This window comes from Photobacterium sp. 1_MG-2023, from assembly GCF_030547945.1.
GTDB lineage: Bacteria > Pseudomonadota > Gammaproteobacteria > Enterobacterales > Vibrionaceae > Photobacterium.
On sequence record NZ_JAUORR010000021.1, the window covers coordinates 49,396 to 62,712 of the forward strand.

Annotated in this window: 12 protein-coding genes; 10 read left to right on the plus strand and 2 right to left on the minus strand. The window is 50.4% G+C overall.

The window, feature by feature from the left end; all coding sequences use genetic code 11:
* Positions 1 to 91: 91 nt before the first annotated feature.
* Positions 92 to 1,393: an anaerobic C4-dicarboxylate transporter gene (locus Q4579_RS16740; RefSeq protein ID WP_303565754.1), complete on the minus strand. Its 1,302-nt coding sequence runs from the start codon at positions 1,391 to 1,393 to the stop codon at positions 92 to 94.
* 251 nt (positions 1,394 to 1,644) lie between these two features.
* Between Q4579_RS16740 and Q4579_RS16745 the strand changes: the two genes are divergently transcribed.
* A complete protein-coding gene (locus Q4579_RS16745) occupies positions 1,645 to 2,175 on the plus strand; it encodes an FxsA family protein (protein ID WP_303565755.1) in 531 nt (176 codons plus the stop codon).
* Positions 2,176 to 2,226: 51 nt separating this feature from the next.
* Here Q4579_RS16745 and Q4579_RS16750 read toward each other — a convergent pair whose 3' ends face one another.
* A complete protein-coding gene (locus Q4579_RS16750; protein WP_303565756.1) occupies positions 2,227 to 3,618 on the minus strand; it encodes an MATE family efflux transporter in 1,392 nt (463 codons plus the stop codon).
* A gap of 215 nt (positions 3,619 to 3,833) precedes the next feature.
* Here Q4579_RS16750 and Q4579_RS16755 point away from each other — a divergent pair, with 215 nt between their 5' ends.
* From Q4579_RS16755 to Q4579_RS16795, 9 genes are all read left to right on the plus strand, one after another.
* Positions 3,834 to 4,124, plus strand: a complete 291-nt coding sequence (locus tag Q4579_RS16755) for a co-chaperone GroES (RefSeq protein WP_036750845.1) — start codon at positions 3,834 to 3,836, stop codon at positions 4,122 to 4,124.
* Between the two features lie 41 nt (positions 4,125 to 4,165).
* Positions 4,166 to 5,806 (plus strand): chaperonin GroEL, encoded by a 1,641-nt coding sequence (groL, locus tag Q4579_RS16760; protein ID WP_303565760.1) that lies wholly within the window; start codon positions 4,166 to 4,168, stop codon positions 5,804 to 5,806.
* A gap of 1,126 nt (positions 5,807 to 6,932) precedes the next feature.
* Positions 6,933 to 8,603: a group II intron reverse transcriptase/maturase gene (gene ltrA, locus Q4579_RS16765; protein WP_303565761.1), complete on the plus strand. Its 1,671-nt coding sequence runs from the start codon at positions 6,933 to 6,935 to the stop codon at positions 8,601 to 8,603.
* A 45-nt stretch (positions 8,604 to 8,648) separates the two neighbouring features.
* Positions 8,649 to 8,951, plus strand: a complete 303-nt coding sequence (locus Q4579_RS16770; RefSeq protein ID WP_303565762.1) for a hypothetical protein — start codon at positions 8,649 to 8,651, stop codon at positions 8,949 to 8,951.
* Positions 8,952 to 9,351: 400 nt separating this feature from the next.
* Complete coding sequence (locus tag Q4579_RS16775) at positions 9,352 to 9,792, plus strand: DUF805 domain-containing protein (protein WP_303565763.1); 441 nt, start codon at positions 9,352 to 9,354, stop codon at positions 9,790 to 9,792.
* Between the two features lie 372 nt (positions 9,793 to 10,164).
* The gene (locus Q4579_RS16780) at positions 10,165 to 10,785 is read left to right on the plus strand and encodes a hypothetical protein (protein ID WP_303565764.1); all 621 of its coding nucleotides are present in this window, start codon (positions 10,165 to 10,167) and stop codon (positions 10,783 to 10,785) included.
* 228 nt (positions 10,786 to 11,013) lie between these two features.
* Complete coding sequence (locus Q4579_RS16785; protein WP_303565766.1) at positions 11,014 to 11,658, plus strand: DsbA family protein; 645 nt, start codon at positions 11,014 to 11,016, stop codon at positions 11,656 to 11,658.
* 42 nt (positions 11,659 to 11,700) lie between these two features.
* Complete coding sequence (gene wrbA / locus Q4579_RS16790; protein WP_303565768.1) at positions 11,701 to 12,303, plus strand: NAD(P)H:quinone oxidoreductase; 603 nt, start codon at positions 11,701 to 11,703, stop codon at positions 12,301 to 12,303.
* Between the two features lie 94 nt (positions 12,304 to 12,397).
* A complete protein-coding gene (locus Q4579_RS16795) occupies positions 12,398 to 13,309 on the plus strand; it encodes a LysR family transcriptional regulator (RefSeq protein ID WP_303565769.1) in 912 nt (303 codons plus the stop codon).
* The last annotated feature ends 8 nt before the right edge of the window (positions 13,310 to 13,317 follow it).

The window sequence follows — 13,317 nt, forward strand, 5'->3', positions numbered from 1 at the left end:
AAAGCGGACTGCTTTTCAGACGACTATACCTGATTGCTCTATGCCTGTCAGACCGGGGAAACGCGTCAGAGTTTCATATCGGTGTTTTCCTTCACGCAATCATGGGACCGAACACAAAACCGAGTGCGACAGAGGCGGCAATCGTGGTGACGCCGGGCAGGAAGAAGGGATGGTTAAACACCAGATTGCCAATCCGGGTCGAACCGGTGTCATCCATCTCCACGGCTGCCAGCAGGGTCGGATAAGTGGGCAGCACAAAGAGCGCGCTGACCGCCGCAAAGGAGGCAATGGCAGTCAGGGGTGAGACGCCGATAGCCAGCGCTGCGGGCATCAGGGCCGTGGTGGTTGCACCCTGGGAGTACAGTAGCATGGAGGCAAAGAATAGCGTGACTGCCAGCATCCACGGATACTGAGCCAGCAGTTCTCCGGCAACACCTTTGATTTCATCAATATGGCTGGCGACAAATGTATCCCCCAGCCAGGCGACCCCTAACACGCACACGCAGGCGCTCATCCCGGATTTAAAGGTCGCGGCATTAGCGATCTGACCCGCATCAATTTTGGTGAGCAGCACAATCGCCATGGCCGCTGTCAGCATGAAGACCATGATGGCATCGTTCCGGCCCATGGCCGGATCAGGGATCAGGCCAACGGCGTCGGACACCAGCGTGGCATAAATCACGACGGCAGCGATGGCCGTGAGAAAAATAAAGGTGGCCGGTTTGGCACTGGCCGGAATCTGTCGGGTCTGACTGCCCTGAACGTTCACCAGACCTTTTGCAAGTCTGTCCTGATAGACCGGATCATCTTTGAGCTCGCATCCTAAAAAACTGGCGATCATCGCTCCGACCATACAAGCCAGAAACGTACTCGGAATACAAATGGCCAGTAACGTCAGATAACTGATCCCCAAAGGTTCCAGCAACCCGGAAAAGAACACCAGCGCGGCGGAAATGGGGGAGGCGGTGATGGCAATCTGAGAGGCAATCACTGCGATCGACAATGGGCGGGACGGCCGGATCCCTTGTTCTTTCGCGACTTCAGCGATGACGGGCAGGGTCGAGAACGCGGTGTGCCCGGTACCCGCCAGCAGTGTCATGCCGTAAGTCACCATCGGGGCATAGAAGGTGATGCGTTTGGGATGTTTGCGTAAAAAGCATTCCGCCAGATGCACCAGCCAGTCCATGCCCCCGGCCACTTGCATGGCAGCGATGGCGGTGATGACTGACATGATGATCAAAATGACATCAACCGGAATGTGCCCGGCGGGCAGGCCCAGTCCGAGCGACAGCACCAGAACACCGGCGCCACCAGCGAATCCGATGCCGATCCCGCCGATCCGCGCGCCGAGAAAAATAAAAGCCAGTACAACGAACAGTTCAATTCCAATCATGACAACCAACCCCTGCGGTGATGTGATTGAAACCGGGTATTCTCAACGGCTCCTTGTCGGAATCGGTTTCAGTGCAATATTTCTTCACAAATTATTGCGTTCACGATATCACCAAATTCAGGCCGGGAAATTGATTCAGAAAGGTGATCCGGTTAAAAGGCTCCGGTGCTATGGTTGAAAATCAGGGGAATCGCGCCATCATACCCCCTGACTGATTTGATTTATTTTCCTGCCTGACAAAAGGGGTGTTTGTGTTTCCTGTTCTCTTGTTGTTGTTTATTCTGGTCCCCGTGATTGAAATTGCCCTCTTTATTCAGGTTGGCGGTGTGCTGGGATTGTGGACCACCTTATTTCTGGTGCTGCTCACAGCCATCGTCGGCGCATCACTGGTCCGCAGCCAGGGTATTGCGACCCTGATGTCGGTGCAGGATCGGCTCAATCGCGGCGAGTTACCTGCCCAGCAGATTCTGGAAGGTGTCATGCTGGCGGTCGCTGGTGTGTTGCTGCTGACGCCGGGGTTTATGACGGATGCCATGGGGCTGGTCGTATTGCTGCCCGCACCCCGTGCAGCGCTGGCCAAATACCTGATGACTAAAGTGAAAGTGCAGAGCATGCATCAGGGCAGCTTTGGCGGCGGTTTTGGTTCACAAGGCCCGTTTTCTCAGCGCGGTCCGTTTGAACGGGATGAGAACGGAGATATCTTTGACGGCGAGTATGAACGCAAAGACGAAAAAGAGAAAAAAGACAAATCAGACGACGATGATCAGCATCGTCTGCACTGAGTGTTGAATCATCCGACCTTGATGCCCTTTTCTTGCGCATGAAAAGGGTTGTCAGCGTGAGATGGACGACGAATCTGCTGCTTGCGTCTCTGTGACTTTGACATGCTGGCGCCGCAATTGTCTCGCATATACCAAGGCTGCCAGGCCACACAGCACATTTGCGACGGCAATGCCGGTAAACAGCCCTTCAGTACCATTGAGTTGTCCGCCAATCCATGCTGCGGGCAGCAACAGACCAAACAGCCGGATCAGGTTCCACAGCAATGCCTGAAATGACAGGTGCAGGGCATTCAGCGCATTGATCAACTGCATACAGACAGCAAGCAAGCCATAACTGGCTGGCACCAGGATCAGGTAATGCCACAGCTGCGTCTGGACGGCTTCATCCTGACTGAACATGGCGGAGATCGGCCAACTGAGCGGCACCATCATGATGAACACCAGTAACTGAAAGCCGATGGCAAACTTCATGGCAGTAAACAACGCTGTAAACGCCCGCTTGGGCTGCTCTGCACCTAAATTTTGTGCCATGAAGGGCATCAGGGCTGAGCCCAGAGCAATCATCACCAGCATCAGTAACGACTCAATCCGCATCGCGGCACCATAGGCTGCCACAGACGCTGTGCCTTGTGTGGCCAGTAACGTCATGACCAGTGCGTTTGAGAGCGGCGTCAGCGCGTTTGAGAGTCCGGCTGGCGTACCTACGTGCAGAATTTGCCGCCAGTCGGCAAAGATGAGTCGTAAATCCGGGGTTGCCAGTAGTTTTTCACGGACAATCAGCACCCGCAGCGACCAGACCAGCGCGACTGCCCAACTGACCCCACTTGAAATGGCTGCGCCTTGCACGCCCAGCTCGGGAAACGGGCCGAGGCCAAAAATTAACATCGGATCGAGCACGCCATTGATCCCACCAGCCAGCATCATAATTTTTGCCGGAGTTTTGGCATCTCCCGTGGCACGAATGGCACTGTTGCCCGCCATTGGGATCACCAGTAGCGGGATCGCCAGATACCAGACGTTCATGTATTCATGAATGATGGGTAGCAGATTGTCTTCAGCCCCGAGCAGGCGGAACAGCGGGTCAATGGTCAGCAGTCCCAGTGCCGATGCCGCGACCACCAGCAGCACTGCCAGCAGGAGGCCGTGGCTTGAGACCCGAGCTGCGGCCTGTGTGTCACCCCCGCCCAGTAAACGGCCAATGCAGGCGGATAACCCCACCCCGACGCCCATGGTGATCGAGTTCAGGGCAAAAGTGACGGGAAAGGTAAAACTCACGGCCGCCAGGGCCTGAGTGCCCAGCAGCGAGATAAAAAAGGTGTCGACCAGATTGAACATCAGGATCGCGACCATGCCGAACACCATAGGAATGGTCAGGCGTTGTAAAACTTCCGGAATCGGATCGGACAACAAACCGTGTTTATCGGGGCGTTCTGCTTGGGTCATAAGGCTCTCGCATACTTCAGTGCCAGCACACCCTAATGCAAAGAATGTGATCCGGCAAAAAAACTGGCAGAAAAAACAAAAAAATTTCGCGACAGGACTTGGGTTCCAGAAAAACGACCCAACATGTCTAGAGAACAGATTTCGCGAGACGGCAAACTCACCGGCTCGCTTTCATACAAACCTATGGATATTACCAAAATCAGGAGAGACGACCGATGAATATTCGTCCTTTACATGACCGAGTGATCGTTGAGCGCCAGGAAGTTGAATCAAAATCTGCTGGTGGCATCGTTCTGACTGGTTCTGCTGCAGAAAAATCGACCCGCGGTATCGTACTTGCTGTGGGCAAAGGCCGCATTCTGGAGAATGGTTCTGTACAGCCGTTGGACGTGAAAGTTGGTGATACTGTGATTTTCTCAGAAGGTTATGCAACCAAGACCGAGAAGATTGAAGGCAAAGAAGTTCTGATTATGTCTGAAACTGACATCTTGGCAATTGTTGAATAATCCATTCACCTCGAATCAAGAATGAAGAAAGGAAGTTAAACATGGCTGCTAAAGACGTAAAATTTGGTAATGACGCTCGTGTAAAAATGCTGGAAGGTGTAAACGTTCTGGCTGACGCTGTGAAAGTTACTCTGGGCCCGAAAGGCCGTAACGTAGTACTGGACAAGTCGTTCGGTGCACCAACCATCACCAAAGATGGTGTTTCTGTTGCGCGTGAAATTGAACTGGAAGACAAGTTCCAGAACATGGGCGCACAAATGGTCAAAGAAGTTGCTTCTCAGGCGAACGACGCAGCGGGCGACGGTACCACAACGGCAACCGTGCTGGCGCAATCGATCGTCAATGAAGGTCTGAAAGCTGTGGCTGCGGGCATGAACCCGATGGATCTGAAGCGTGGTATCGACAAAGCGGTTATTGCTGCAGTTGAAGAACTGAAAGCCCTGTCTCAGCCTTGTACCGACAGCAAAGCGATTGCTCAGGTGGGTACGATTTCTGCGAACTCTGATGCAACCGTGGGGAACATCATTGCGGAAGCGATGGAAAGAGTGGGCCGCGACGGTGTGATCACCGTTGAAGAAGGTCAGGCACTGCAAGATGAACTGGATGTAGTTGAAGGCATGCAGTTCGACCGTGGTTACCTGTCTCCTTACTTCATTAACAACCAGGAAGCAGGCAGCGTTGATCTGGAAAGCCCATTCATCCTGCTGGTTGACAAGAAAATCTCAAACATCCGTGAACTGCTGCCAACACTGGAAGCGGTTGCAAAAGCGTCCCGTCCACTGCTGATCATTGCAGAAGACGTGGAAGGTGAAGCACTGGCAACACTGGTTGTGAACAACATGCGTGGCATCGTGAAAGTTGCTGCTGTGAAAGCACCAGGTTTCGGTGACCGCCGTAAAGCTATGCTGCAAGACATCGCTGTCCTGACGGCCGGTACTGTGATTTCTGAAGAAATCGGCATGGAACTGGACAAAGTGGTTCTGGAAGATCTGGGTCAGGCGAAACGCGTGACGATCACCAAAGAAAACACCACCATCATTGATGGCCATGGTGAAGAAACCGCGATTCAGGGCCGTGTGACGCAAATCCGTCAGCAAATCGAAGATGCAACGTCAGACTACGACAAAGAGAAACTGCAAGAGCGTGTTGCCAAGCTGGCAGGCGGCGTTGCAGTGATCAAAGTTGGCGCAGCAACTGAAGTTGAAATGAAAGAGAAGAAAGACCGCGTTGAAGATGCCCTGCACGCAACCCGTGCTGCGGTTGAAGAAGGCGTGGTTGCCGGTGGTGGTGTTGCCCTGATCCGTGCGGCATCAAAGCTGACCAAGCTGACTGGCGACAACGAAGAGCAAAACGTGGGTATCCGTGTTGCGCTGCGTGCGATGGAAGCGCCAATCCGCCAAATCACTCGTAACGCAGGTGACGAAGAGTCTGTGGTTGCGAACGAAGTGAAGAACGGCGAAGGCAACTTCGGTTACAACGCTGCAACAGGCGAATACGGCGACATGCTGGAGATGGGTATCCTGGATCCAACCAAGGTAACCCGTTCTGCACTGCAGTTCGCAGCATCTGTTGCTGGCCTGATGATCACCACCGAAGCCATGGTCACTGATCTGCCAAAAGACGACGCACCAGACATGGGTGCCGCGATGGGCGGTATGGGTGGCATGGGCGGCATGATGTAGTGCGACGAGAGTCGCGTAGGTAGCTAGCCGAGCGGGCTACGTCCATAGTAACCACTAACTCTATGTTGTGGTTTCTATCCCACCCGCCGAAATAGCAAATAAATAAAACCCGATATTCGGGCTTAACCCAAGCCCGAATATCGGTCCTCGTAAGAGGTCCGATTTTAGGCATGGGCGAAAGTCTGTGTCCCTCGCTTTAGGCGAATGATATACGTTGAAGCAGCACTATTAGTGTCTGTGAAGTAACGGGAATATTCGTGTCTTATTTAAGCTTGAGCCACCTGCACGGTGCGAAGCTGTTTTCATTATTGTCTCAGCCAATCTCTTACTCGGACGGGTAGGTTATTGGATAGTAAGACCTGTTGTTCAGCCAATAGTAGCCTAGGGATAGTGCATCTGCGGTAACGCGGTGTGCGGAGCTTCCTGACAATGTACCCCCACGCAAGTGGTTAACTTTTGCTGCGAAGTGAAGGTTAAGACAATCGCCAATAGCAGGCGGTTTAGGGGCTAGGCTGGGTTATATGGTTAACGTAAGTGAACTACTGATAAACACCGTCAGCCGCGACGAGCGTAAGGCTATTGTCGTGTCGATTAATTGTCCCTTTGGGAGGATTAGCCGTCACTAACGCTCTGACCAAAAGGTATATGGCCGGTTATCTCTTTTACATCTGGGGATACGCTGACTCATGCGCCATCGGTGGATAGGTAGAACCTAAGTAACTCGTGTAATGAAAACGGAACTCGGAAACCCCGTATCCTTGCCTATCAACAGACAGGCAGGTAACTCGCAAGAGAAGCTGTTGAGGGTGCGGGCACAGGAGAGCAGAAGAAGCGAAATCCAGCTTGTAATGAGCTGGATAGAAAGCCAACGTGCTTTCACCGGAAACGGGGCCCACGTCTGCTTGGTCTTTAATTGCGTGAAAATCAGTAAAGCCGTCAAGTTTTACGGTAGTTGAAACTGTCAGAGCCCAATTGTGGGCGTTACCTTTCCTATTGGAGGATTTCGGGTACTGTCAGTAACAAGTTCAAGCCTCATAGGGTAAATCTCTGCCCTATGGGGCACAGATGCGCCTTGTGTTGCTTGATTAACTTATCGTTAATGGAGGAAAGCAAGGTGCATACTTCAATGCAAATTGACGTATCTGCATCCTCCCACCAGACACAGCAGTGGCACAGCATCGACTGGTCACTAATGTATCGTACGGTGAGAGGGCTACAGGTACGGATCGCAAAGGCAACGAAAAAGTCTGACTGGCGACAGGTCAAAAGACTGCAACGCATGTTAACTCGTTCGTTTGCTGCCAAGGTGATAGCCATTCGGCGCGTCACTGAAAACAGAGGGAAAAACACACCGGGTGTTGATGGAGAAATCTGGAACACTCCTGCTTTGAAATGGGGAGCCATAGATCAACTGACGCGTAAAGGCTACAAGCCAATGCCGCTGAGGCGAGTCTATATCCCTAAAGCCAATGGCAAACGCAGGCCGCTGGGAATACCAACCATGCGTGATAGAGCAATGCAGGCACTATACCTGTCAGCTCTTGAACCCATATCGGAAACCACGGCGGATCGAAACAGCTATGGCTTTCGCCCGAATCGCTCTTGTGCTGATGCTATCGAACAATGTTTCGTGAACCTCAGCCGCAAGGCTAGTGCCCGTTGGGTACTGGAAGGTGATATCAAAGGGTGTTTTGACTTTATCAGCCATGATTGGCTTATCGCCAATATTCCTTTGGAAAAGGCGATACTCAAGAAGTGGCTGAAAGCCGGATTCATGGAATCTGGGAAGTTTAACTCGACGGAGGCGGGTACACCGCAAGGTGGGATTATCTCACCTGTACTCGCTAATATGACCTTAGACGGGCTGGAAACGGTGCTCGAATCCCACTTCGGGAAGAAGAACACAAAAGCCAGTTACAAAACTAAGGTCAACTATGTGCGTTATGCAGATGACTTTATCATCACTGGAATCTCGAAAGAGCTACTGGAAAATGAGGTTTTACCCATTGTTGAAGCCTTTATGGCCGAACGTGGACTGCAATTGTCAGCAGAAAAAACGCTGATCACGCACATAGACGACGGGTTCGATTTTCTCGGGCAGAATTTGCGTAAATACGACGGCAAGATGCTGATTAAGCCGTCAAAGAAAAACGTGAAGAATTTTCTGCGCGGTATACGAGATTATCTCAACAGCCATAAAACGGTGCCAGCTTCAGCGGTGATAGCGAAGTTGAATCCGATGATCAGAGGATGGTGTAACTACCACCGCTGGGTATGTGCGAGTGAGACATTCAAGTATATCGATTACCGGATCTGGAAAATGTTATGGCAGTGGTGTCGCCGAATTCATTTGAATCGCCGTAAGCGTTGGATTAAAGAGAAATACTTTAAATCAGTGGGCGATAGAAACTGGGTATTCAGCGCACTGAAACCGAAAGGGGAAGATGGTCACTACCGCTTGCAGAGTGCAGCGAGAGTGAAAATCGATAAACATGTGAAAATTCGAGCAATAGCTAACTGTTACCTACCGGAGGACGAACAATACTTTGAGCGTCTGAAGATGCAAAGATTGAAGAAATCTTTGTCGGGTAACTGGAAGCTGTGGAAGATTGTCGAAAGACAAGATTACAAATGTGCGGTGTGCCATCAGCAATTTAACTCGGAAGACGAATGGGATATTCACCATATCGTCAGAAGAGTCGATGGCGGCACGGACATAAGCTCGAATTTGATGATGTTGCATATCAATTGCCATCGGCAAGTGCATACCCATATGAAATATATTTTTATGAAATGATACTCTATAGTCTATGGTGCTAAATGCACGACTAAGGAGATCGAAATGGGTATTGCAAAACGGCATATGGAACATATGGAAGATCAAATCAATGTAGCAACTGAAATTGCTATTGAGGCTGGTGTACTGGAGCGCTGTGAGTACTGTGAAGCAACCGTTTTCCAAGGAGAAGAGGATGTTGAAGAGGCTTACAAGCTAGGTAGCCATCGCTTTAAGAATGGCGACTTTGGTGGTCTTTTCGAGAGCCAACTTGAATTGACAGACGCAATCAAAGAATCGGTTGAGTCTGGAGACCATGCTGCTGATATGTGTTACCACTGCCATGAAAAAATGTATGGTGATGACTAAGTCATCGTTGCTGGTTCATATCTCGGTATGGGCTTATAAAGGCTTGAGCCGTATGCGGGGAAACTCGCACGTACGGTTCTTAGGGGGCGGTGGCGCAGTAATGCGTCGCCGCTACCCGACATCAGCCCCGTCATCTGTGATGAATCTGAAAACCCGCCGCAAGGCGGGTTTTTTTATGGGTAATTTTTACTGTCTGATGTTTGTATTTTCAATGTGATTTGAGGTGCTGAGGGTTGTATGTTGAGGGGGATGGAGATATACAATCTCTGGCGACCATAAGACCCTCAAAATAAACCTGTTTTTTAAAGTCGTCGTGAGAATTGAATCCGCTGCTCAATATTTAATTTTTAATTCAACCTCATCTTGATAAAAAAATATACTGATTTTATTTGAGGTGTTTATGATTGAAAAATATTTGAATGTTTGGAAGCGTAGTTTTGATTATCAATCCAGAGCGACTCGTTCGGACGTGTTAATTTTTACTTTGATTCATTGGTTTGTGGCTTTGCTTTTGTCACCTTTGTTGACGGTGTTTCAAGGTAGTTGGATTATTTTATTCTTTTTGCCTTTTGCGCTGATATTGATGGTTTCCATCGTGCCTTCTTTATCCATGCTGGTGAGAAGGTTTCATGACATGAATATGAGTGGAAAGTGGTTGGGTGCTTACTTCGTACTGAGTCTGATCCTTTTCTACTTGATGGTTAACCTGATGAAAGGGTTTAGTGTGTTTTCTGGGTTTGCTTTCGTGCTCTTTTTGATACTGCAACTCACCCTATCAATGTTGATTTTCTTGTCGCCTGAACATTTTGAAAATCGATATGGGAAAGACCCAAGGGGATAATCAATCAAACACTTTCTGCTGTCTCCTGGGACAATCATGAAAGTTACCGCGACGAAGCCCTCTGCTCCTGTCGGTGGGTGTCATGGTTACAGGTCGTTTTCAGTGATGAAAGGTGGCATGTCATGTATCACGCCTGATAGCCTGTCCCCCGGAATCTAGCAAGGCATCCAGCGTTGTACGGGGGGTGTGAAGTAAGCACCCCCGTCATTTGTTTTGTATTGTGGAGATTCCTTCTATTTTCTGAAATTTATTTGTATATCAGTAATTATTATTCTTACAGGGTTTGAATTTTCAATATTTTCATGTGTACCAAGCAGTTCCATTTCAATGAAAATTCCTTATTGAGATTATTTTCACAAGTAGGGATCTTTCATGTTCATGAAGACGATGTTTGGTACAGCGATGATGAGAAAATTCATGCCTTTGATGGCTTTCAGCGGTTTTTGCATGACCGGAACTGCGTACGGCAGTGATTCTGAACAGGCATTTATCGAACAATACCACCTGGATGCTCAGATACATCAGGTACCAGGAAATCAAATGCTTTCTGATGATCGTCTGAGTGAAATGTTTCAGGCACAGGCCAGAAGTTTGAAGATCTGCCGGGGAGATTTTATTCCAGCAGGGTATGTGATCACCAGTACGGCGGTAGACTTCAACTGTGGTAGCTGGCAGCACAGTGATAATGCTTACATTCTTTCATTGGCACCGACAGATGGTTCAACGTTCAAAACTTGTGCGGGCTACCACAGCCGTGTTTATGACGGTTTCGTGATTATCGCGAATATTTATAACCCGGCCTGTAATTTTGGTTCCGGTAATTCCGTGAACGGAAGTACACAAGTCTTTGCAGATAAATACCGATCCAGATTTACCGTCTGTGCGAATTCTCCGATTCCCGATAATTACACCCTTGGCAGGCATCACTTCTCGATCAGTTGTCGGGTTGGTTCTAGCATGAGTAACAATGCTTATGAAATTACCCGAAATTAATGCGGTTCGACACTGAAATACCCGCAGCTCGCTGCGGGCTTGATTGATTCTTGAAGACAAAACAAGAACGACCCTTGCAAAAAATCGATAATACCCGCCAATTCTTTGCAATTTTTATCCTGCGGCTTTCCCCCTAAGATAATTCCTGAGCTGAACGATCAGCATGCACTGCCTGGCCTGGCCAGGCTTTGAATTTGATGCACTGAATCTGAATTGAGGAAACTATTTATGTCGGATACAAAGCCCCAAATCACCCTGGAATTTTTTCATGATGCCGTCTGTGGCTGGTGTTATGTCCTGAGCCCAAGACTGCGCAAGCTGGCTGAACGTGCCGATGTCGAAGTGAAACAGCGCTGTTTCGTATTGCAGCGTAATGATGACGAGATGATCGCGCGCTTTGGTTCACTGGCAGCGGCGAAACAGGAAATTCTTAATCACTGGGTGGCTTGTCAGCAGCATGCGGATGATCCGGATCGGTTTGATATTGAAGGGATGCGCGCCAAGCCTTTTTCTTATCCGAGCGGTTATCTGGCGGCGCTGGGGGCGAAAGCAGCCGAGCTGATGGGGAACTCGGATACCCATTGGGATTATTTTGATGAAATTCAGCATCTTCACCTCAAAGTGAATGACAACATCGGTGATCGTGACGTGATTCTTGCGGCTGCGAACAACATCGGGCTGGATACCGTGCGTTTTGAAACACTGCTGGACAGTGATGCAGTGCGAGAAGCCGTGGAAGCGGATCTGAAGCGTGCCCGGGCATTTCATCTGCGCAGTATTCCCAGCCTCATCATCAATGGTGAGCAGGTGGTTTCGCAAACCCTGACGGAGCAGGCGCTTTTAGAACTGCTCACTCAGGTTGAGCCGGTTTAACCGACACACATCAAATTCATCTGAATGAGGCGAGGAAATACCATGAATACAAAAGTTTTAGTGCTTTATTACTCCAGCTACGGACACGTTGAAACCATGGCGCATGCGGTCGCAGAAGGGGCAAGAGGTGTCGGCCATGTGGACGTTGATATCAAGCGGGTACCAGAACTGGTGCCAGAAGAAATTGCACGACAGTCTGGGATCCAGATCGATCAGTTGGCACCGATTGCCAAGCCGCAGGATCTGGCTGATTACGATGCGATCATTTTTGGCACCCCAACACGCTTTGGCAATATGGCATCGCAGATGCGGAACTTTCTCGATCAGACCGGCGGATTATGGTTTGAGCAGAAACTGGTGGGAAAGATCGGCAGTGTGTTCACCTCGACTGGCACAGGGGGTGGCAATGAGACCACGCTGCAATCCTTTCATACCACCTTGTTTCACCATGGCATGGTGGTCGTTGGATTACCATACACCGCACCGGGTCTGGCTGATGTCTCGGAAGTCAAAGGGGGCTCGCCTCTGGGGGCTGCCTGTATTGCCGGCGGAGATGGCTCCCGTCAGCCATCAGAAAAAGAGCTGGCCCTGGCACAATTTCAGGGCATGCATGTCGCGACACTGGCGAAAAAGCTCAGCCGGTAAATTACGGGTGCAGGCAGGTCCTGGTACCGAAGGTTGTTGCCTGAACCTGCCGCATTCAGTCATAGTGCGTTATTTCTGTATCAAGGGATGAATCATGACCACTGCGCGTGTCACGCTGGAAATGTGGCGGGCTTTTATCGCCATTGCCGAACAGGGCAGTGCTGCGAAAGCCGCGCTGTTGCTGCATAAGAGTCAGTCGGCGGTTTGCCACAGTATCAAGAAGATGGAGTCACTGCTTGGCCAGCCGTTGTTTGTGGTCGAAGGGCGGCAATCGGTGCTGACGGAGCTTGGGCAGGCATTACTGCCTCGTGCCCAGAGCCTGCATCATAATGCGGTTCAGATTGAGTCTGTGGCATCGAAATTTCAGGGGCAGTTGATGACTGAAGTGAGTCTTGCTGTGGACGTTCTGCTGCCGCATACACTGACTCAGTCAGTCTTTGAACGCTTTTACGCGTTGTACCCGAATGTTTCTCTGCGGATTTATGAAACGGCGCTTTCCGGGGCGGGTCAGTTGCTGGCGTCCGGTGTCGTCTCACTGGCCATTGCCAGCCAGTTACCGAAAGAAACCGTGGCTGAACCTTTGCTCGATCTGGAATTACGTTGTGTCTGTGCCCCCGATTTCGCATTTGCTCAAGCACAGCAGATGACTCAGTCGGAACTGAAAGCACATCGGCAGGTGGTGATCCGGGATTCTGGTCAGCAGAATACGGACAGTGGTTGGTTGGGTTCGCATCAGCGGCTGACGGTGAGCAGTCTTGATGCGGCGGTTGCAGCGGTTCGGCGCGGTTTGGGATTTGGCTGGCTGCCACAACATGCGGTGGCTGAACCCTGCCGTCGGGGGGAGTTGGTGCTGGTTGATTTGTCCCATGGACAAAACCGGCGGGTGAGCCTGAAATTGGGAATGAACCCGGAACTGGCTCATATCGGTGAAATCAGCACTTTGTTTGAGCTGTTCCACAGCCTGAGTATGGCTACGGATGCTGTGGCATCGCTGGAAGCTGAGTGAATCGCTTT

What these genes read in the sequence shown, in the direction of transcription:
- Q4579_RS16795 (WP_303565769.1), top strand. Translation starts at nt 12,398, where the DNA reads ATGACCACTGCGCGTGTCACGCTGGAAATGTGGCGGGCTTTTATCGCC.
- Q4579_RS16755 (WP_036750845.1), top strand. Translation starts at nt 3,834, where the DNA reads ATGAATATTCGTCCTTTACATGACCGAGTGATCGTTGAGCGCCAGGAA.
- Q4579_RS16750 (WP_303565756.1), bottom strand. Translation starts at nt 3,618, where the DNA reads ATGACCCAAGCAGAACGCCCCGATAAACACGGTTTGTTGTCCGATCCG.
- ltrA (WP_303565761.1), top strand. Translation starts at nt 6,933, where the DNA reads ATGCAAATTGACGTATCTGCATCCTCCCACCAGACACAGCAGTGGCAC.
- Q4579_RS16775 (WP_303565763.1), top strand. Translation starts at nt 9,352, where the DNA reads ATGATTGAAAAATATTTGAATGTTTGGAAGCGTAGTTTTGATTATCAA.
- Q4579_RS16785 (WP_303565766.1), top strand. Translation starts at nt 11,014, where the DNA reads ATGTCGGATACAAAGCCCCAAATCACCCTGGAATTTTTTCATGATGCC.
- groL (WP_303565760.1), top strand. Translation starts at nt 4,166, where the DNA reads ATGGCTGCTAAAGACGTAAAATTTGGTAATGACGCTCGTGTAAAAATG.
- Q4579_RS16770 (WP_303565762.1), top strand. Translation starts at nt 8,649, where the DNA reads ATGGGTATTGCAAAACGGCATATGGAACATATGGAAGATCAAATCAAT.
- Q4579_RS16740 (WP_303565754.1), bottom strand. Translation starts at nt 1,393, where the DNA reads ATGATTGGAATTGAACTGTTCGTTGTACTGGCTTTTATTTTTCTCGGC.
- Q4579_RS16780 (WP_303565764.1), top strand. Translation starts at nt 10,165, where the DNA reads ATGTTCATGAAGACGATGTTTGGTACAGCGATGATGAGAAAATTCATG.
- wrbA (WP_303565768.1), top strand. Translation starts at nt 11,701, where the DNA reads ATGAATACAAAAGTTTTAGTGCTTTATTACTCCAGCTACGGACACGTT.